Origin of the sequence: Pectobacterium cacticida (assembly GCF_036885195.1) — a bacterium.
In the GTDB taxonomy this organism is placed as follows: Bacteria; Pseudomonadota; Gammaproteobacteria; order Enterobacterales; family Enterobacteriaceae; genus Pectobacterium; species Pectobacterium cacticida.
The window spans coordinates 3,873,878-3,894,662 of sequence record NZ_CP133656.1; the positions used below are offsets into that span (position 1 = coordinate 3,873,878).

Sequence of the window (20,785 nt, forward strand, 5' to 3'; positions counted from 1 at the left end):
CCGCTATTCCATGACTTTACGTAGTTTTACATCCTCTGACGCATGTTTGCAGCAGGGTGCGTAGACTCCTAACCATTGATTGACAACATAACCTACTGCTCTGGAGAGTATAGATGCCATCGTTTGCAACCTTATCTCTTGCGTCACTGCTCATGCTAGGCACGTTTACGGCCTGTGCAGCAGAGAGCGTTGCGACTCCGGTGGCCAGCGGTTGGCCTATTGATGATTCCGTTATCAATGGCGTACCCAATCAGCAAGGTATGTTCAATGGCGTAAGGCTGACTGAGCAACAGCGCCAACAAATGCGGGATTTAATGCAACTGAGTCGTCAGGACAAACCTGCATTTGATGCCGAAGAAGTTAAAGCCCTGCACAAGCTGGTAACGGCGAAAACGTTCGATGAACCGGCAGTACGGGCGCAAATAACGCGAATGATGAATGTACAAATTGAGCGTCAGATTCAGATGGCTCGAGTACGTAACCAGATGTACAACCTGCTGACGCCAGAGCAAAAAGCGACGTTAGAAGTAAAGCACCAGCAGCGCTTAAAGGCGATTCAGCAGCAGATATCCATGTTTAACCAGATGGCCACGCCATCTCCAGGTGCAACAGGTCATTCCGAGTTGTCCCCCTGATTGTAGTAAGCAGTATGTAGTAAGCGTAGTGTAGTCCGAGTAGTTATATGTAGTAGGTACACCCTGTTTTCCTTGCCATAGACACCATCCCTGTCTTTTTGCCCTCCATGACGGAGGGCTTTTTTTTGGTTCATCGCAGGTTAGCGTGAACCAATAGAAAACACGCCGGAGCGGGAGATCGCGACGCGTGCCGATGTCATACTTTCCCTGTATCATTGTCCTATCGCGTTAGCCTCTGTATGGCACAGACGCACATAATTTTATTTTAACTTTTGATACTAATACCATGACTCGTTCTCCCCGTTCGACCGCCTGGTTACGTGTTGTCAGCCTATCTCTGGCGGCGTTTATCTTTAATACTGCTGAGTTTGCTCCCGTCGCGCTACTGTCAGATATCGCCGCCAGCTTTTCCATGAGTGCCGCACAGGTTGGGCTGATCATTACGATTTATGCCTGGGTCGTTGGCCTAATGTCGCTCCCTTGTATGCTGTTATCCAGTGATATGGAGCGGCGTAGCCTGCTGATTAAACTCTTTATTCTGTTCGCTGCCAGTAACCTGTTGTCCGCTCTGGCCTGGAATTATTGGATACTGGTCGCTGCACGTATTGGCGTCGCGCTGGCTCATGCGGTGTTCTGGTCAATTACGGCATCATTAGTCGTCCGCGTGGCGCCTGCGGATAAAAAAGCCCAGGCACTAAGCCTGCTGGCGACCGGAACGGCGCTGGCGTTAGTGTTAGGGCTGCCTTTGGGCCGATTGGTCGGCCAGTACTTGGGCTGGCGCGTAACATTTGGCCTTATTGGCCTGATAGCCGTGGCGATTATGCTGGGGCTGATGACATTGCTGCCAGTATTACCGAGCAGCAATTCGGGTTCACTGAAGAGTTTACCTCTGCTACTGAAACGCCCGGCATTGTTGTGCGTTTATGGATTGACGGTAATGATAGTGACGGCGCATTTTACCGCCTACAGTTACATTGAACCATTCATCCAGAACGTGGCATTATTAGGTGAAAATTTCACCACCTTGTTGTTGTTAATTTTCGGCGGTGCCGGAATTATTGGCAGCATGCTATTCAGCCGCTACAGTAGCCGGTATCCGGCGGGTTTTCCGATTGCGTCATTTGCATTTTTAGCGGCATGTTTATTGTTACTGCTGCCCGTGTCATTCAGCGACTGGACCCTGGCAGCGCTATGTATCGTCTGGGGGATGGCGATTATGGCGCTAAGTCTGGCGATGCAGGTCAAGGTCTTGACGCTGGCATCAGACGCCACCGATGTGGCAATGGCGCTCTACTCTGGCATTTATAATGTTGGGATCGGCGGCGGCGCGCTGCTGGGTCATCAGGTGATTGTTTATCTTGGCCTGCCCGACGTCGGTTTCATCGGATCAGCGCTGGCAATACTGGCGACATTGTGCTGTATTTTCACGTTTGTCCGCTATGCCAGCGTGTTAAAAACATCCTTAACGAGTTGAATATCAGCCTTAACCCAGGCTATTTGGGGGTACCATGACGCCACACTATGCACGTCTGGTCACGCTAGCCGCCCTATGTGCAACCGCCATAGCGCTGGGGCTCTTCATCATGAAGGTGTTTGCCTGGTGGCATACCGGTTCCGTGAGCCTGCTGGCATCGCTGGTCGACTCCTTAGTCGATATCGCCGCATCGCTAGTGAACCTGTTGGTGGTGCGCTATTCATTACAGCCGGCGGATACGGAACACGCCTTCGGCCACGGTAAGGCGGAATCGCTGGCCGCGCTGGCGCAGAGTATGTTTATCTCCGGTTCGGCATTGTTTCTTATTCTGACCGGGTTGCAGCATTCGCTGGCACCGCAAACACTGCACGCACCGGAAGTGGGCATCTGGGTGACACTCATTGCGCTGGCCGCCACCCTGCTGCTGGTGTCGTTTCAGCGCTGGGTCGTCAAGCGTACGCACAGTCAGGCCGTACGGGCGGATATGCTGCATTATCAGTCCGACTTGTTAATGAATGGCGCTATTCTGGTGGCGCTAGCGCTCAGTTGGTACGGCGTTACACGCGCCGATGCGCTGTTTGCGTTGGGTATCGGCGCGTATATTTTATATAGCGCATTGCGAATGGGGTATGACGCAGTACAGTCGCTATTAGATCGGGCGTTGCCGGATGACGAACATCGTGCGATCGCTAACGCGATCGTGCACTGGCCGGGCATTCGGGGCGCGCATGCGCTACGTACCCGGCGAGCTGGCCCTACGCGCTTTATTCAACTGCATCTGGAAATGGATGACGCTCTGCCGCTGGTGCAAGCACACCACATCGCCGATGGGTTGGAGCAAGCATTGCGTACACAGTTTCCTGGTGCCGATATCATCATTCACCAGGACCCGGTTTCCGCCGTGCCGGAAGATCAGCGCGACAGGTTAACCGTATAGCTGTCCAGGTTTTTAGCATGTTATGTCAGGAATGCGCCAGATCGTCAGAATATATGCACAATTTACCCTGACCTGAATCAATTCAGCTTCGGGTGTTTGTTATACTATGTTAGTAAAAGAACAAGACGTTGCTGCAGTAAACTGCGGCAGCGAATTTACGGAAGAATCCTACAATATTACATCTACAAGTCCAGAGGTTGTCATGATTAGAAGAATCGGCGTGTTGACGAGCGGTGGCGATGCACCAGGTATGAATGCGGCAATTCGTGGCGTGGTTCGCTGCGCATTAACGGAAGGGTTGGAAGTTTACGGCATTCATGATGGCTATCAGGGCTTGTACGAGGATCGCATGGAGCAGTTGGATCGCTACAGCGTATCGGATGTAATAAATCGTGGCGGTACGTTTCTGGGTTCGGCGCGTTTCCCGCAGTTCCGCGACGAAGCGATACGTCAGGTCTGTGTGGAAAACATGAAAAAACGCGGCCTGGATGCACTGGTGGTCATTGGCGGTGACGGTTCCTACATGGGGGCCATGCGTTTGACGGAAATGGGTTTCCCGTGTATCGGGCTGCCAGGTACGATCGATAACGATGTCGCGGGAACAGATTACACCATTGGTTATTTCACCGCGCTGGAAACCGTGCTGGAAGCGATTGACCGCCTGCGCGACACCTCTTCTTCACACCAGCGTATCTCCATTGTTGAAGTGATGGGGCGACACTGCGGCGATCTGACGCTGGCGGCGGCGATTGCTGGCGGCTGTGAATTTATCGTCCTGCCGGAAGTGCCCTTCAGCCCGGAAGATCTGGTCAGCGAAATCAAAGCCGGTATCGAAAAAGGGAAAAAACACGCCATTGTGGCCATCACCGAACTCGTGTGCGATGTCGGCGAATTGGCGAAATACATTGAAAAAGAAACGGGGCGCGAAACCCGCGCTACCGTACTCGGCCACATTCAGCGCGGCGGCTCGCCGGTAGCCTATGACCGTATCCTGGCTTCGCGCATGGGGGCCTACGCGATTGAGCTACTTTTGCAGGGCTACGGTGGTCGTTGCGTGGGAATTCAGAACGAAAAAATGGTTCACCATGACATCATCGATGCCATTGAAAACATGAAGCGTCCATTCAAAGGCGACTGGCTGGAAACCGCGAAAAAATTGTTCTGATTCCCTAAAGCTGATGCTTTCGCTAATTGACGGCTACACCAATCTTGCCGTTATTCGGCGTAAAAAATTATGCTGAGGAGATAGCTAGCTTAGGATGAGCCGCATGGACGCGGCGAAAGCTTGCGCCACGCCTGGAGCGTGTCGCAAGCGGTCCGTTAAGCCAGATATCGACGAAGGCACCGCGTCAGCGGCATAATTTCCGCCGAAAGCCTGGGGTCACGGGGCGAGCGGCGTCTGAGCCGTCCCGTGTCGGGCGCGTGCTACAAGGTAGCATGAAAATAACGTCATTACCGCGCACGAAACTATCTCCTGGATTACATAAAATCTATGATCAGGAGACAACTATTAAGTGGAGATGGGTTTCTCCCCTATCATATCCACCGTTGTAGGTATATAACCGGTGGAAATATAAAAATCGGTTTTATTATTTTTTCTGCAGGAATAGACCTGCTAGCCTGCCTATTCCTTCCATCCTGATGACACGCTGATTGTTGCTATGAACATCGATCTTCGCCAACTGCGCCACTTTATTGCCCTGATTGAACATCGAAATTTTACGTCGGCGGCGCAGGCGATGAAGCTGTCCCAATCCGCCTTCAGCCGTAGCATTCAGTCGTTGGAACAGGCCATCGGCGCGCGTCTGATCGATCGCATGAATCAGTTGGAACCGACACCTAAAGGGCTAGTGGTGCTGGAACACGCGCGTCGTTTGATTAATCAGACACATGAATTGTTTAACGATATCCAGCAATTCAACGAGAAAGAAGCGGGCGAAGTGAATTTTGGCTGTGGCCCGGCCCCCGCGGCCTGGCTGATGCCGCAGGTGATCGGGGCTTTCTCGCGACAGTACCCAAAGGCGAGAATGGTCTTTCGCGTCGATAACTGGCAGGCGCTAGGCCATCGGCTCATGGCAGAAGAGCTGGATTTCATCGTGGCAGACATGCGCAACTTTGAATTTGATACCCGCTATCGGGTTCAGCCGCTAAGCCAGCACCATTGGGGATTTTGCTGTCGCAGCGGGCACCCGCTGGCGGCGCAGGAAGAGATCACCGTCGAGCAATTCTTTTCCTATCCACTGGCGGCAACGATCCGTCCTCCTAACCTGCACCGCGCGCTGGTGCAACTTAGCGGTAAACTGGATATTCGTACCAGCATTGAGTGTGAAAATGGCTACAGCCTGCTGGACGTAATACGTCATTCGGATGCTATCGGAACAACCAACCATTTCACCGAACCTGAGCGGCACGGTATTCATATGCTGAAGATTAGGGGTCTGGACGACAAAACCGACGAGTTTTATACCCACTACGGTATCATTTATTTGGCGGATGCCCGTCTACCTCTGCTGACGCGTAAGCTGATCGACACCTTCGTGCAGGTCGATAACGACCTGCACGGCACGCCCGTATCGCCTACAGCGGAGTAACGCTGAACTCGCTGATATCCTGACGTGAAAAAACCGTCCGAAAGCCAAAATAGCCGGGGGCAGGCGTGTTCGGGTAGCTGGCGTGAAAATAGAGCACATCATCGACCCAAAACCGCGTTTCTCGTCGATCCACCTCAATCACGATGCGATAGCGACGATTAGGGCGCAGCAGATGCGCGGCATCGGTGTATTCGCCGAGCAGGAGGCGCTCACCGTGGCCATTGTAATAGCGGAAGCGCGTGGTGCTGTTCCAGTTGCCGCCCATGCCAACATAGTACAGGTTCAGGTTGTCATATTCGCTGAGTTTGCCATTGCGGGTAAACAGATTCGGGTGGTGCAGATCGCGTGCAGCCCAGAATTGATTCAGATCGGATACACGGTCATAGGGACGACCCGCAACCAAAATCTCCCGCGTGAAAGCGATGCGATACGTGCCTGATAGCGGAGCATCCAGCCAGAGCGTTAGCCCAGCGGCGCTCTCCAGCGTCAAGCGCTCAGACGTAGTTTGGATCGCCGTGCGATCGGGCTCTTCCTGCTCCACCCGCCAATGTAGCGACTGGCCAGCATAACCGGTGGACCAGATAAACGTTGAACGGTGAGGAGAATCAATAATGTCACACGTTCCGTCTATCTGCGGCGACAGAAGAAGCATGTTCTCAGTACAGCCTGGGTCAATCATGGTAATGTCCTGTAGCGTACCGCCGGGCGGCGGCATTAAGAAGAGGGAATGTCATCCAGCAACGCCAGTAGAGCGATGGCCGTTAATCCCCACTGGGCGACGGCGTTGGTCGCCAGGTTAGTTCCCGTGGTGCTGTCGGAATGTTGATCAATGGTGGAATCAATCACCGGCTCATCAATGGGATAAAGGACGTCCGGAGGCATTAGCCGTCGCTGCGCAAGCGTTGGGTTTACAATGCCGCCGCTGCCCGCGATAAATTCTGCCCAGGCGCGTTGCGCCAGCGTGCGATCGTTCAGTTGCTTCGCGGCAAAGGCGGTTAGTCGGGCATGCCCCTGCGCCAGATTGAGTTTTTTCACCTTTACGCCAACCACGGCGCTCAGCGCGACAGGGTCGTTATACAGTCGACAGTAGTCGAGCCACGCGCGTCTAAAGGCGGGATCGGGCAGAACCTCAACCAGTTCGCTACAGATTTCCGTCAGGCCAAAAACGGCACTCAAATGTGAAATTTCTACCTGATCCGCCTGAGCTGGAAGAAATTTACCGGTATCGGGGTCGATAGCGGCGCTGCCAGTGAAAAAACCGTGCGGTTGAGCGGCCAGCGTCTGCATGCTGTTAAGTAAACGGTCGCGCATCGCTGGATCATCATAGCGTTCCCAGGCAGTTAGCCAGGCAGCCGCGACCGCCCCCCAGTCGGTGCCGAAACCCAGACTAATATGGTTTGGGTTATCGGGATGCGTCTGGCCGATTTTGCGACCGGGCAGTACCACGCTTAGCGTACGCAGTGCCTCAACCTGTTCATCCATCAGTTCACCGATACGCTCATCGGCGGTGAGGTAGTAGAGAAAACGGCGGTTGGCGACAGTAGAAATACGCAACTGTTTGGCGCTATCCCCCCAGTGGCGGACATTGTGCCGCGAACCTAACGGGCTAAAGCGTCCCAGATGGTGTACGTCCACTTCGCCCGTGTGCCGCGTCATGGCTTCCGCCATGCGAAACGCCTCGGCGCGCCCGCAGTGCAGAAAGTAATACCAGAGCCACAGATCGGTGCTGAGCTCCGAGTTATCCCACGCATAGCCGCCCACATCGTAGCGCCAGACGTGGCGGTCGCTATCATAGGTATGCATCACGTCGCCGAAATCCCAGAAGCCGTACCATTTTCGCTGTTCAACCTCCTGCCGATAGGCATCGAAATATGCCGCCAATTGCTTTTCCAGACGAGAGCGAGCCGGTGTCGTGGTCGCGGCGGGAGCCCACATCGATCCAAATACGCGCGCACGGTGCAAGTCCTGAGCATCCGCCACCAGTTGTGGCGGTTGCTGCATGCGTCGAGCTCGATTTACCAGATCTTCCGCGTCTGGCGTCGCGGGCAGGACATCGATAAACAGTTCGCTGGTACGTGCTACGCCGACCGCCGAACCGAAGCCCGGTTCGTAATCTTCATAGGTAATGGCCAGCCCTTCGCGCTGTTTCTCATGGGTATCCTGGCCTAGCCCGTCGTGATAGAAACGCATATCCATCGGTTCCGCCCAGGGTGACCATAACCAGAGCGTGACGGTCGCCACGTCGGTATGAGCATTGTCAATTTCCAGACAGGCCGGGTAACTCTGCCAGAAATGGCGTATCCCAAACGCCACGCCGCCTTTAGGCGTACCGAGATAGCCGACCCCTGCCGCCCGTTCACCCGTGGCGGAAAGTAGCCAGCCCTGTCCGGCCGCGGTGCGTTTATGGATCTGGAACCCGTCGGGATGGTGCTGCGTCAGGCGATAACTGCCAAACGCGGGAATGTAATCCAGCCGTTTGCCAACCTCCGGTGAAAAATCCGCGATCGGCGGCGTGGCCTGCCCGGCCAACTGTGCCGCAACAACGGCCGCGCCGGGATCGCGACGCAGACCACTAAGGCCGCGTACCGCCTCACGGAATATCCCGCCCCGATCGGAGACGAAACGGACATGGCGATCGTGCAATTCCCCTTGTAGCGGAACGTCGAACGCTAGCCCAAGTCCTTTCAGGCAGAGTTGCTCATCGTCGTTGTCATAGATCAGCGTGTGTACCACGCGCAGCGAGTCGGTGTTCGCATAGCTATACAGCCGAATAATAAAGGGTATACGCTTAACCCTTTGCAGCGGCGCATGGTGCATACCGCGTAGCGCAATCACCGTCCGCTGCGGCCCGTTTTGCTCGACCGTCACTGTCTCGATCTCTCCCTGATAGGTATCCTGCGTCAGGGTACTGTCTGTCTCGGCTCCCCGTTGCATATGCAACACCAATCGGCCGTTGGTTAACACCAACCGATTATCCCGCCATATTTCTGAGATCAAACGGGTGCCGGCGTGTGGGATCTCGTAGCGAAGGTGGCCCGTCTCCACCGTCCAGCCGTGCTCATGCTCGCGAACCATTGCCGAACTCGTCGAGCTGTCCTTCGCGGGAATCGGCCGCAGCGTCAGTCCGTTTTCCGGCGGCGTGTCTCCCCCCAACGCATGAGCCGACCATTTAATCGAGCCGTCCGGCCAGCGCGCCAGAGGCCAGCTTTGCAGGTCATAAGCGCGCTGTTGCGCATCACGCAGTTGGAAGCTGCTGCCGCTGCGCACGGCGCCTTGCGGCCAGGGGACGCCCCAGGTCACGCCAGTGAACGCACGGGGCCGCTGTCCGTCCAACCAGCGCAGGCTGACCTGCGGTGCGGATTCTCCTGCGTAGGCAGCGGCACGCGGCGCGGTGGCGCGCGCCGATGTCCAGAACGGGGCCGACAGCGCTAGCAGTGTGCTGTCGCGCAGGAACCGTCGGCGTGAATAAGGCATTTTGTTCATAGCGTTAGCCCTTGAAGTCGTAGCCGACCGATATTCCGACCATGCGCGGTTCGCCAATCACACCCGTTGTGGCGCTAGAGCCACGGACGGAGCGATAGTAGTTTTTATCCAGCGCATTCTTCACCCACAGCGATACGTTCCAGCGGTTATCGCCCTGCTTGCCGCTCAGTCCGCTAGACAGATTTAGGACGCCATAGGCGGGAATACGATTGCTCTCAGCATCATCGAGCGTACCGTAAGCCCAGCTTCGCCATGACCATTGCCCGGAAACCGAGGCTTGTAGATTATTCGGTGTATCCCATTGATAGCGCACACGCGTGTTATAGCTCAGCGTCGGGGACTTAAAGACGCGCTTTCCAGACAAGTCGCACGTAACGGCGGCGATGTCAGCCGGGCAACGAGCGTTAGGGAAATTCAGGTAGCGCACATCGAGAACGGTAGCCGCCAGACTGACACTCAGACCGTCAATCGGGCGCAACGTCAGTTGCGTTTCGCCGCCGCGCGAACGGAATTTCCCGGCGTTAATCAGATAGCTGGTATCCGTTTCCTCGTCATAAGCCTTATTCTGAAAATCTTCCACCACGCTCCAGAATAGCGCGGTATTCCATTCCACTTTGCGCTGTAGCCAGTGGGTTTTAACCCCCAGTTCCGCGGAACGGGTTTTCTCAGGATCGACGTACAGCGAATCGATTCCTAACTGTTTGGCCGCCCCGGCTGAAACATTTAGCCCCCCTGATTTTTCTCCGTATCCCAGCGTAGCGTAAGGCGTAATATTCGGTGTGGCGAACCAGTTCAGACTGATGGAGCCCGAAGGCAGGCGGTTGGTTTGCGAGAGTGGGCCAGAATCAAAAGCCGCGCGGTTTTTACGCACGAACGTCCCTTCCTTTTTTTCATAGGTCTGACGCAGCCCGACAATAACATCCAGTTTATCGGTCGCGTGCCAGGTTCCGCGGCCAAAGACGGAATAAACGGTGTCGTCCAACGTACCGAAACGTTGAACGTTAATGCCCTGATAGTTTTTCCCTACCCACGTCAGTACGCGGTTATCGTCGTAGTAGCGACTGTTCGCTTCGGTATCGAGGTTTTCTCCCCAGTAATCGACTCCCAGTGAATAATCGAACGTATTGCCTTTAGGCGAATCCAACCAGAAGCTTTGTGACCAGACGCGATCGCGCACATCGGCGCCGCTGTCGCGATAGAGAGGAATATTCCAGTTATCGGCCGTGCTCGGCAACACGCGGAAATAGCGCAGTGATGACAGAGAGTTGAGGCTATAGCCGCTCTTCAGCTTCCAATTGGCCTCTACCGAGCCACCGCCTTGCGCCACACGAATAACGTTTTCGTCATCCATAGCGACCTGACGACCGTCCACGATCTTGAGGCCGGTCTGCGCCGCGCGGGTGCGAAATGCGTCGGTGGCGCTCACCAACACCGATACAGGGCGTTGAGTTGCATCGCTATAATCTCCGGTGATTCTCAGGCTAAAGCTGTCGTTGGGTTGATACAGCAACTGGCCGCGCACGCCATTATTCTTGCTGCCTCCCAGCTTATGGCCGTTTTCGATATTGGTGACATTGCCGCCGCGTTCTGTGCGCGACAGATTGATACGTCCCGCCCAATGGTCGCTAAGCGGCCCCGAGGCCATCAGTTTGGATTGCAGATAACCGCGTTGTGCGAATGATTGTTCCAGTGAATATTCGGGGGTGAAGGTGGGTTTGCGGGTGCGAATGTCAATCGCCCCGCCGGTGGTATTAAAACCGTAGGCGGCCCCCTGCGGGCCTTTCAATACGCGTGTACTATCAATATCCAGTAGATCGTTTGAGATGACACCGGGGCGAGACAAATAAACACCATCGACAAATAGCCCCACGCTGCCAGGCATACCGATATTCGTACCGCTCTCGCCGCCATCGCCAATCCCGCGAATAGTCACGGTGGTATCCATCACATCGACGGTATCGACATCCAACCCTGTCACCAATTGTAACAAATCTTCGAAGCGATATACCCGTTCTTCTTCGAGCGTTTTGCCGTCGACCACCGATGCTAGCGTTGTGGGCGGCTGAACAGGTTCCCGCTGGGCGCGTACTTTCACACGTTTTAACTGAACGGGCGCAACCGTTGTCTCAGCGCCGGGACGATCATCCGTGGTGATTTGTGGATCGGCGGCGCGAGTCGACGTGGGGAACGTTAAAATGCAGCCCATTAAAAGTCCCGACGTTAATTGGCGTTGGTGTTTTTTTAAATACGCTTGATGTTTTTTTAAAGGCATACGTCTTCCCAATATCGTCAACAGGCCAATCATTGCCGCGTATTTCGTGGCAATTACCAGGTTATAATTTCTTAAAGGAACACATTACTTAGTGGCTTTTAAATATGTATTATCCAGCCATTTATCGACATCGAAAGGTTGCCGAATAAGGCGTGATTCATAAGCTAACGTGACAGCGCGTTTTAATTTGGTCACAAAGCCGGGATCTAATTTAGGCGAAAGGCGCTCGGTTAATGGCGGTAATGTGTCCCATTCGACGCGTAATATATTTTCCGGGTAGCCCGATTGGCTCGCTAATAACTGAATAAACGTATCTTTATTTTTATCGTCGCTGGCCCATGCGGCGGCTTCCCGTTGTACTTTGACCAACCGGCGCAGAATATCCTCGTTACCTTGGGCAAATTTCTCATCCACCAACAGGAAACCGCTAAGTTGACCCGCCCCGTTTAAATCACGGCTAGACAGTGGGATGTCCGCCAGATTTTTATCTCGCAGCGAAAGCGTATTGCTGCCGCCCCAGGTGGCATCAATCTGCCCGGCGGCTAATGCCGCGCTGGCCGCCGCGAAATCGAGGTTAATCAGCTTAACGTCAGAGGGCTTCAGACCTTGAGAATCAAGCGCGCTAACGAAAGATAGCTCGGCCGCCGTGCCACGAAAGAGCCCGACGCGTTTGCCCTTCAAATCGGCGATCGTCTTGATACCGGAACCTTTCGCTACCGCCAGATAGTGATTGATACCGCGTGAGGCCACGGCGATCACTCGCGTATCCAGACCGCGTGAGCGACCGATAATGCTGGCTAAATCCCCCAGATAGGCCACGTCAACCTGATGGTTGCCAAACGCCTCGTTAATGGCGGGGCCAGCGCCTTTAATAAACATCCAGCGGACACCAATCCCGTCTTTGCCAAACTCGCGCTCCAGCAGCTTCTGGCTGTGAATGACGTCGAGCAGACCACCGCCACTGGGTTTGGTGCCTGCGCCGATGTCTGGCGCGGCAATACGAATTTCCGTAATCGCTGATGCAATACCTGACCAGGCCATCCCCATTGCCAATAAGCCAGTTACTAACCATTTTCGCCCAGATGTCGTCATTATTTTACCTGCCAAATAAAATTGATGAATAAGTATCATGTTATTGCGCCTATTCCGAAAGACGCCATATCGTGTGCAGCCCCACATTTAACGGCTCGGCAATAAACTGGCTAATATAAAAAAAGCATTATTATTGTTAATAAATCGCTAAATCAGCATTCACCGCTTATTTCATCGCTATGCAAGAGATGAAAAAAAACTATGTCAACTATGCATTAGATTATGTAGGTTTATTGCCTTTAATTTGTCAGCAGACGGTGATTCATCACCTTACGCTGAAAGAAAAAATTAAATCAGTTTAAATGAATAACGATATGCAGATACATACGTTGACTTTATTAATCACTCAGAAAAAATGACTTATTCCAGCGCTATTTTAGGTTACCTCTCAATGTTACCTGCGCGTTGAAGCATCGCGGGTATCAATAAACACGGTCAGGAGCACTAACCATGACGGAATTACTCTATGCGGGAACCGTGTCAGGCTCCCGGTCCTATTCGCCGGAACCCCCTTCACACGCCAGTCGGGTGAAGGGCGTCGTGCAGCCGCGCGTACCGGCGTTGAATATGACGGTTTCGTCCAGATCGGAACGCTGGCTGGCGGTGATAGCGACATTGCTGTTGCACGCGGCGGTGCTGGCGTTGTTTAGCAGCGCGTCGACACCGCCCGTTACGGTGCCAGCCCGGCCACAGCCTGTCAGCGTCGAACTGGTTGCGACGGTTGCCGATCCGGTAGTGCAAGCGCAACCGGCTGAACCTGAAGCCGTCGCCTCTCCGCCAGAGCCCACCCCGCCCGTTGTGGAAAAACCGATAGATGACAATGCGCTATTGCCGCCGGAACCTGAAAAAAAAGCACCGGAGAGAAAAGCGTCCAAGAAGAAGCCTGAGCCAGTGCCGAAAAAGGCCGCGGTGAAAAAGACCCCACCCGCGCCGACGCCAAAACCGCAGGCTGAAACAGTATCGGCAAGCACCCCGACAACACCAAATCCGGTGGCGCAACGGGCCGTCTCACAACCCGTAGACGCCCCATTAACGCCCCCGCTGGCGAATGCGGACTACCTGCATAATCCGGCACCGTCTTATCCCGACGTGGCCATTAGCCGCGGTTATGAAGGCACCGTGCTATTGAACGTGCAGGTACGCGCCGACGGTAAGGTACAGACTATTCGTATTAAACAATCAAGCGGTTATCCGTCACTTGATGAGGCCGCCAGAGACACGGTGTTGCACTGGTCTTTCGTTCCGGCGCGCCGCGGCACCCAACCGGTGAGCGGCTGGGTGGTTGTGCCTGTCGATTTTTCGCTGAACTCATGAGGTATTGATTATGACGCTTGGACACATTGAACTCTTTTCTGCTGAAGGCGCAGTCATCCTGTTACTGCTGCTGTTTTCTCTCGTGACATGGGGGCTAGGTTTATTGAAGCTCGCTCAATTCTGGCGCGCGCAGCGGCGGGATCGGCGCTTTCGCGCGGCGTTCTGGCAGCAGAATGACGTCAGCGAAACGCCAGAAACCAGCGCCCAACAGCCTGGTTCACTTGCCAATCTGGCGTTAGCGGCGGTCAAAGCGCCGGAACAGATGAGTGGGCAGCTTGCGCTGAAGATTCATCTGCCCGATCGGGTTGAGCGTGCGCTGCAACAGCAAATTCAGCGCGAACGCCGGGCGCTGGAAAGCGGTTTGGCGGTGCTGGCCAGCATCGGCAGTACATCACCGTTTATCGGCCTGTTCGGCACCGTGTGGGGGATTATGGCGGCGTTACGGGAGATCGGGCTTTCGGGTTCCGCCAGTCTCGATACCGTTGCGGGGCCAATTGGTAACGCGCTGATTGCGACCGGCATCGGGATTGCCGTCGCAGTGCCTGCCGTGCTGATCTACAACTACTTTTTACGCCGCCTCAAGCTGGCCGTCGCGGACATGGATGACTTCGCTCATGATGTTTACAGCGTCATGCAGGCACACGATTTTCAGGTCACCATACTTGATACCAGAACGGAATCATCCTCTGCCGCCTTCTCCGTAAAGAACCTGAGAGAGGTAGTCTGATATGGCGTTTACCTCGCGTAATGATGACGACATCATGAGTGAAATGAATATCACACCGCTTGTAGACGTCATGCTAGTGCTGCTGGTGGTGTTTATTGTAACCGCGCCGATGTTGACTAATGCTATTCCAATTCAGCTCCCCAAGACGGCAGCAGTCGCTCCGGCCGATCGCGTCGATCCGCTGGTGATTAGTCTCGATGGCGATCAACGCGTATTCATCAACAAAGAAAATCTGGCGCGCGAACAATTGGTGCCGCGCCTGCAACAGGCTAAAGCGGGTAATGCGGATCTGACCGTGCAGGTACAGGCGGATAAAGAGGCGAGTTATGGCGATGTTGCCGCATTGCTGGCCGATGTCGAGCAGGCGGGGATTACTCGCCTGTCCCTGCTGACGCAAAAGTAACCTCGCCGGATACCGATGATGATGCCAAAATCCCCACTGCGGATACACGCCGCCCCTGATGCTTCGCTGACTACCGCCGCGCTGTCGGCGGGATATTCTGCCTTAGTTGTGTTTCTGGTTGTGCCACTGCTCGTGCTTGCAGGCTGGTGGCTTGCCAGCCGTCACGGCTGGATGTCTGAACAAATCCTGCCTTCGCCACTGACGGTCATCGATAGCGCACGGGCTTTTATCCCCGAAGAACTGGTCCATCAGTTGCCCATCAGCCTGCTGCGGCTGGCGATTGGTTTTAGCGGAGGAATCGCGCTCGGTCTGGTGCTCGGCTGCCTGTTCGGCCTGAATCGGCGGCTGAATGCGCTATTTATGCCGTTGTTCACCGTTATCGCGCAGATCCCGACGTTGGCCTGGATCCCGCTTTTGATGCTGTCGCTGGGCATCGGCGAGGCACTGAAGCTGGTGGTGCTGGTGAAATCGGTGACCGTACCGATGACGCTCTACACCTGTGCCGGGATTCAACAAACGCCGCAAAAACTACACGAAATGGCGCGTAGCTTGCGTTTACCCCCGGTGGCCTTCCTACGCTACTTAATTCTGCCCGCTATGTTGCCGTATGTGATGACCGGCGCGCGGCTGGCATTTTCTACCGGATGGGTCACGTTGATTGCGGTCGAGTTGCTGGCATCCAGCGAAGGGTTGGGCTATCTGCTGGTACAGAGTCGCCAGCTGTTCATGTTGGATTTCGTGTTCGTCTGCATTCTGACCATTGGCATCCTGGGATTCGCCGGAGAGCGTGTGCTGCTGAAGCTGGAGCGTCGCTGGATTCACTGGCCAGCACCGGTGCTGGGGCGCGATAGCTTGGGCTATGCACTACCGAGCCTGTCGCTGACGCCCTGGCTAGTGCCACTGGTACTGATTGTGCTGTGGCAGGTGAGCAGCGTGCACGAGTGGGTGAACGCGGCGTTCCTTCCTGCGCCGAGCCACGTGATCGGCGCGCTGTGGACGGGGCTGATTCAGGGGAGCCTGTTGCTCGATCTCCATGCCAGCCTGCTACGGGCGCTACAGGGCTTTACGCTGGGGAGTGCGGTCGGGATGCTGGTTGGTGCCCTGCTTGGCGGCTGGCGACTCGTCGACAGGCTATTTAATCCGGCACTGTCCGCGTTGCGCTGCGTGGCGCTATTCGCCTGGCTACCGCTGATCACCGCCTGGTTCGGCTTAGGCGAGAGCGCCAAAATCGTGTTTATCGCCGTGGCGGCATTCTTTCCCGTGATGCTGGCAACTCGTCAGGGGATTGCCCAGCTTCCCCCTGCGCTGTCGGAAGTGGCGCAGGTGCTGCGTCTGACGCCAGTTCAGACGCTCCGCACACTGATACTGCCCAGCGTATTGCCGCCGCTGTTTTCCGGACTGCGGCTGGCGTTGATGCATGCGTGGACAGGCGCGATTGGCGCTGAGTATTTCATGCCATCGGGAGAAGGACTGGGCGGCATGATGATTCGCGCACAGCAGTTGCTTGAATCCGATCGCATCATGGCGGGCGTGGTGTTAATTGCTGTCGTCGCCGCGCTATTTTCCCGACTGATGACCTTATCCGAGCGGCGGTTGACCCGCTGGCGCTTTGCGTGACCGTTAACAACGGAGAAACTATGTCACTGCATTTTCAACATATTACTAAACACTTTATCGTCAACGACACGCCACTGACCGTGTTGCAGGACATCGATCTGTCGCTGCATGCGGGTGAACTGGTTGCCATCATCGGTGCCAGTGGCTGTGGTAAATCGACGCTGTTGCGTTTGGCCGCCGGGATTGATACCACGGAACGTGGACGCATTCTGATTGGCGAGCGGCCTGTGCGCGGTATTCCCGACGATGTCAGCCTGGTGTTTCAGGAACCGCGCCTATTTCCGTGGCTCACCGTGACGGGCAATATTCGCCTCGGTATGCTCAACCTCAATCTTTCTCCTGTTGAAGTAGCGCGCCGTATTACGCACTATCTCCAGATGATGGGGCTGGAAGGCTTTGCCGACGCATGGCCGCATCAGTTGTCGGGCGGCATGGCGCAGCGGGTGGCGATTGCCCGTGGGCTGGTGTCGACGCCGCGTATTCTCTTGCTTGATGAACCTTTCGGCGCACTGGATGCGCTGACTAAGCAGCAGTTGCAGACGCGCTTGGCAGAGATACGCCAGCAAACGGATTTGGCGATCCTACTGGTGACGCACGATGTGGAAGAAGCCGTTTTTCTGGCGGACAGGGTGGTAGTGATGTCGCCTCGCCCCGGTCGAATTAGCAGGATTTTGCCGATAAAACTCACTTACCCTCGCGACCGAACCAGCACTGCATTGTTGGAACAACGACAAGTGGTCAGTCAGGCGCTACATCAGGCGGATACTGTCGCAGCCTGATGCTGCTGCCTACCGCTTTCTCTCAATCTTAATCATCGATAGCAACCGCCATGAAAAGGCGGTTTTTCTTTTCTGCTGGTCACGCGAGATCATGCATTTTCAGCATAGTGAAGTCTCGTCATTAACTGGCATAATGCGCATGCCATTCTCGCTCAACACGTTAACAGGATATTCCTATTGGGCAGGCGCTGGCGTGTTAGCCTACACTCGTGAAGATCGTCGTGGTTGGCACCGAGGCACCATTGTAGCCAAGAGAAGACGTCTTACCGATACGTGCCGGAAAATAGGCGGGTATTTGTCGTTATTACTGAGGTTTCCACATGAAAAAAGTGACCGTTGCCGCAACACAAATGGCGTGTTCCTGGGATCTGCCCAAGAATATCGCCAACGCCGAAAAATTGGTGCGACAAGCACATGCACAAGGCGCGCAGATTATCCTGATCCAGGAACTGTTTGCTACGCCCTATTTCTGTATCGATCAAAGCCCGGAACACTATGCGCTGGCGCAGGAGCTGGAAACCAGCCCGCTGATTCAGCATTTTTCCGCGCTGGCGGCGGAACTGAATGTGGTGCTGCCGTTGAGCTTCTTTGAGCGTGCCAATAACGCCTATTACAACTCGCTGGTGATGATTGATGCGGACGGTGCCGTGCTGGACGTTTACCGCAAAACACATATTCCGAATGGTCCGGCGTATCAGGAGAAGCAATTCTTCATTCCGGGCGATACCGGCTTTAAAGTCTGGCAGACGCGCTACGCGAAGGTCGGCGTGGGTATTTGCTGGGATCAGTGGTTCCCGGAAACCGCACGCAGCCTGGCGTTGCAGGGTGCGGAGCTGATTTTCTATCCGACCGCGATTGGTTCCGAACCAGCTTACCCGGATATCGACAGCCAGCCGCACTGGACTCGCGTTCAGCAAGGGCATGCTGCGGCGAATCTGGTGCCGGTGATCGCCTCCAACCGTATTGGGACAGAAGCCAGCAAATATATCGACGGTCTGGAAATGACGTTCTACGGCTCGTCCTTCATTGCCGACCAAACCGGTGCGTTGCTGGCACAGGCCAATAAGACGGATGAAGCGATTCTGGTGCATCAATTTGATTTAGAAGCCATTGCTGCCCAGCGTGCGTCATGGGGCCTGTTCCGCGACCGTCGCCCGGACATGTACGGCGCCCTCGCCACTTCTGACGGTAAGACCTGGAGATAAGTCATGTCACAGCCAGCCACTCCTTCTCTTACCACGCCACGTCAGGATGGTTTTGCGATGCCTGCCGAGTGGGCGCCGCATGACGCCGTGTGGATGCTCTGGCCCTATCGCACTGACAACTGGCGCGAACAGGGTATTCCGGCACAGAAAACCTTCGCGCGTGTCGCCGAAGCCATTGCTCGAAATACGCCGGTTATCATGGGCGTACCTGCGCGCTTTATGGCGCATGCGCAACAGATCATGCCGGTGAACGTCACGCTGGTGGAAATGGAAAGCGACGATGCCTGGATGCGCGATACCGGCCCAACCATCGTGCTAAATCAGGCGGGTGAACGTCGGGGTATCGACTGGCAGTTCAACGCCTGGGGCGGCAAACTTGGCGGCCTGTATGAAGATTGGCGTCAGGATGAGAAAGTCGCGGCCCAGGTGCTGGACTATCATCAGGCTGCGCGTTACGCCGCGCCGCTGATTCTGGAAGGCGGTTCGATCCATGTCGATGGTGAAGGCACATTGCTGACTACGGCGGAATGTTTGCTCAATCCGAACCGTAACCCACACCTCAGTAAGGCAGACATCGAACGGCTGATGCGTGATTACCTTGGCGTCTCGACGATTATCTGGCTGGAACAAGGCGTGTACAACGATGAAACCGACGGCCATATCGATAATATGTGCTGTTTCGTGCGTCCCGGCGAAGTGGCGCTGCACTGGACGGATGACGAAAACGATCCGCAGTATGCCCGCTCCGTTGCGGCCTATGAGGTGCTATCGGCCGCGCGGGATGCGCAAGGGCGTGAGCTGAAAATCTGGAAGTTGCCAGCCCCCGGCCCGCTTTATGCGACCAAAGAGGAAGCGCAGGGCGTGGACAGCGGCGATGCGGTTGAACGCCTTGCCGGTTCTCGTCTGGCGGGGTCTTATGTGAACTTTCTAATCAGCAATCAGCAAATCATTTTCCCGCTGCTAGATGAGAAAACGGATGACGCCGCACGCGATCTGCTGCAACAGATGTTCCCCAACTACCTGATTAGCGGCGTTCCCGCACGGGAAATCCTGCTGGGTGGTGGAAATATCCACTGCATCACGCAGCAAATCCCGGCGGTAAAGCCACTGTTACGCCGTTAACCGGCGGCTGACAAGGCGCGTCGCGGGGAAGCAGACGCCATCTCCGGTTACACTACCGGCCTTCTGGCAACCGATTCACGGATAATCAGCCGCCCTTCACAAGGTTCCTGCGGCGTTACCGTCTCCCCAGCCAGAAGGCCCAACAGTTTTTCCAACGTCTCTTTGATCATCTCCGCGACAGGAACGTGCACGGTGGTCAAAGGCGGATTAAACCAGCGCGCCATCGGTAAATCGTCGAAGCCCAGCAACGAGACGTCATGGGGAATCGCCATACCCCGCTCGCGGAAAGCCGCCGCTGCGCCAATCGCCATATCATCATTACTGGCCACCAGCGCACTGAAAGACGCGTGGCGTTCGGCCAGCATCGCCACCGCGCGGTATCCGCTTTCGGCAGTCCAATCGCCCTGCGCCACGCGCACGGGATCGAAGGCGATACCATTAGCCTCCAGCGCCTGCCGATAGCCTGCCAATCGACTTTCACCGGTGGGGGAACCGTGAGCGCCACTGACAAAAGCGATCTCACGATGGCCTTGCTCGATCAGGTAGTTCATCGCGGTAAAACAGTGCCGCTGATGATCGGTACAGACGCAGTTGCCTTCGTGACGCGCCAGGCTACGGTTCACCACCATGATGGGCTGCGAATGACGTTCGATGATGTTTTCCAGTTCATCGGTAGAGAGATAACGGGGATAGACGATAAGCGCATCGCAGCGCAGGTCGAGCAGGAAGCGGATGGCCTGCCGTTCTTCTTCCGCGCTATGCTTGCCGTCGGCAAGGATCAACTGGCGACCATGCTGTTCCGTCATGGTGGCGGTCTGGAACAATAGCTCGCTGAAGTAGGGGCCGCTGTACAGCGTATTGGTGATGACTAAGCCGATGCTCTGCGATTTGCGCGTGGCCAGGTTGCGTGCCAGTAGGTTGGGGTGATAATCAGTTTCCGCTATCGCCCTGAACACCCGCTCACGGGTGGCTTGGCTGACGTAGTTATTACCCGTCAGCACGCGGGACACGGTCGCTTTCGACACGCCCGCTTTTTTTGCCACATCCAACATGGTCGTCATAGTTCGCTGTTCCTGATAGTCTCCGTTACCAAAGAATTCTATCTCATCAGCGCACCTTTGACAGCCTTGAGCC

General features: G+C 55.4%; 17 protein-coding genes. 12 read left to right on the plus strand and 5 right to left on the minus strand.

Annotation, left to right across the window (positions count from 1 at the left end; all coding sequences use genetic code 11):
• Window positions 1-113 precede the first annotated feature (113 nt).
• The 5 genes from cpxP (at window position 114) to RFN81_RS17660 (ending at window position 5,637) form a co-directional block, all read left to right on the plus strand.
• Window positions 114-635 carry a cell-envelope stress modulator CpxP gene (gene cpxP, locus RFN81_RS17640; RefSeq protein ID WP_264497047.1) on the plus strand — a complete coding sequence of 174 codons (522 nt, stop codon included), beginning with the start codon at window positions 114-116 and terminating at the stop codon, window positions 633-635.
• Window positions 636-921: 286 nt separating this feature from the next.
• The gene (locus RFN81_RS17645) at window positions 922-2,109 is read left to right on the plus strand and encodes a sugar transporter (RefSeq protein ID WP_264497048.1); all 1,188 of its coding nucleotides are present in this window, start codon (window positions 922-924) and stop codon (window positions 2,107-2,109) included.
• A gap of 34 nt (window positions 2,110-2,143) precedes the next feature.
• The gene (gene fieF, locus RFN81_RS17650; RefSeq protein ID WP_264497049.1) at window positions 2,144-3,046 is read left to right on the plus strand and encodes a CDF family cation-efflux transporter FieF; all 903 of its coding nucleotides are present in this window, start codon (window positions 2,144-2,146) and stop codon (window positions 3,044-3,046) included.
• A 202-nt stretch (window positions 3,047-3,248) separates the two neighbouring features.
• Window positions 3,249-4,211 carry a 6-phosphofructokinase gene (gene pfkA / locus RFN81_RS17655; protein ID WP_264497050.1) on the plus strand — a complete coding sequence of 321 codons (963 nt, stop codon included), beginning with the start codon at window positions 3,249-3,251 and terminating at the stop codon, window positions 4,209-4,211.
• A 496-nt stretch (window positions 4,212-4,707) separates the two neighbouring features.
• Window positions 4,708-5,637: a LysR family transcriptional regulator gene (locus RFN81_RS17660; RefSeq protein WP_264497051.1), complete on the plus strand. Its 930-nt coding sequence runs from the start codon at window positions 4,708-4,710 to the stop codon at window positions 5,635-5,637.
• Here the strand turns inward: RFN81_RS17660 and RFN81_RS17665 are convergent.
• The 4 genes from RFN81_RS17665 to RFN81_RS17680 form a co-directional block, all read right to left on the minus strand.
• Window positions 5,624-6,352: a DUF6250 domain-containing protein gene (locus RFN81_RS17665; RefSeq protein ID WP_264497052.1), complete on the minus strand. Its 729-nt coding sequence runs from the start codon at window positions 6,350-6,352 to the stop codon at window positions 5,624-5,626. The genes RFN81_RS17660 and RFN81_RS17665 overlap by 14 nt on opposite strands.
• The gene (locus RFN81_RS17670; protein ID WP_264497053.1) at window positions 6,352-9,120 is read right to left on the minus strand and encodes a Tat pathway signal sequence domain protein; all 2,769 of its coding nucleotides are present in this window, start codon (window positions 9,118-9,120) and stop codon (window positions 6,352-6,354) included. The genes RFN81_RS17665 and RFN81_RS17670 overlap by 1 nt, the downstream gene beginning before the upstream one ends.
• A gap of 4 nt (window positions 9,121-9,124) precedes the next feature.
• Window positions 9,125-11,392 (minus strand): TonB-dependent receptor, encoded by a 2,268-nt coding sequence (locus RFN81_RS17675; RefSeq protein ID WP_264497054.1) that lies wholly within the window; start codon window positions 11,390-11,392, stop codon window positions 9,125-9,127.
• An 84-nt stretch (window positions 11,393-11,476) separates the two neighbouring features.
• Window positions 11,477-12,484, minus strand: coding sequence for an ABC transporter substrate-binding protein (locus tag RFN81_RS17680; RefSeq protein WP_264497055.1), 1,008 nt, complete (start codon window positions 12,482-12,484; stop codon window positions 11,477-11,479).
• 450 nt (window positions 12,485-12,934) lie between these two features.
• Between RFN81_RS17680 and RFN81_RS17685 the strand changes: the two genes are divergently transcribed.
• From RFN81_RS17685 to aguA, 7 genes are all read left to right on the plus strand, one after another.
• Window positions 12,935-13,798 carry an energy transducer TonB gene (locus RFN81_RS17685; protein ID WP_264497056.1) on the plus strand — a complete coding sequence of 288 codons (864 nt, stop codon included), beginning with the start codon at window positions 12,935-12,937 and terminating at the stop codon, window positions 13,796-13,798.
• A gap of 10 nt (window positions 13,799-13,808) precedes the next feature.
• Window positions 13,809-14,525 carry a MotA/TolQ/ExbB proton channel family protein gene (locus RFN81_RS17690; protein ID WP_264497057.1) on the plus strand — a complete coding sequence of 239 codons (717 nt, stop codon included), beginning with the start codon at window positions 13,809-13,811 and terminating at the stop codon, window positions 14,523-14,525.
• A 1-nt stretch (window position 14,526) separates the two neighbouring features.
• Window positions 14,527-14,928 carry an ExbD/TolR family protein gene (locus tag RFN81_RS17695; protein WP_264497058.1) on the plus strand — a complete coding sequence of 134 codons (402 nt, stop codon included), beginning with the start codon at window positions 14,527-14,529 and terminating at the stop codon, window positions 14,926-14,928.
• 18 nt (window positions 14,929-14,946) lie between these two features.
• A complete protein-coding gene (locus RFN81_RS17700) occupies window positions 14,947-16,545 on the plus strand; it encodes an ABC transporter permease (RefSeq protein ID WP_264499037.1) in 1,599 nt (532 codons plus the stop codon).
• A 20-nt stretch (window positions 16,546-16,565) separates the two neighbouring features.
• Entirely contained in the window at window positions 16,566-17,324 is a 759-nt protein-coding gene (locus RFN81_RS17705) for an ABC transporter ATP-binding protein (protein ID WP_264497059.1), read from the plus strand.
• Between the two features lie 320 nt (window positions 17,325-17,644).
• Entirely contained in the window at window positions 17,645-18,529 is an 885-nt protein-coding gene (gene aguB, locus RFN81_RS17710; protein ID WP_264497060.1) for an N-carbamoylputrescine amidase, read from the plus strand.
• Between the two features lie 3 nt (window positions 18,530-18,532).
• Window positions 18,533-19,651, plus strand: coding sequence for an agmatine deiminase (aguA, locus tag RFN81_RS17715; protein WP_264497061.1), 1,119 nt, complete (start codon window positions 18,533-18,535; stop codon window positions 19,649-19,651).
• 47 nt (window positions 19,652-19,698) lie between these two features.
• Here aguA and RFN81_RS17720 read toward each other — a convergent pair whose 3' ends face one another.
• The gene (locus RFN81_RS17720; RefSeq protein ID WP_264497062.1) at window positions 19,699-20,712 is read right to left on the minus strand and encodes a LacI family DNA-binding transcriptional regulator; all 1,014 of its coding nucleotides are present in this window, start codon (window positions 20,710-20,712) and stop codon (window positions 19,699-19,701) included.
• Between the last annotated feature and the right edge of the window lie 73 nt (window positions 20,713-20,785).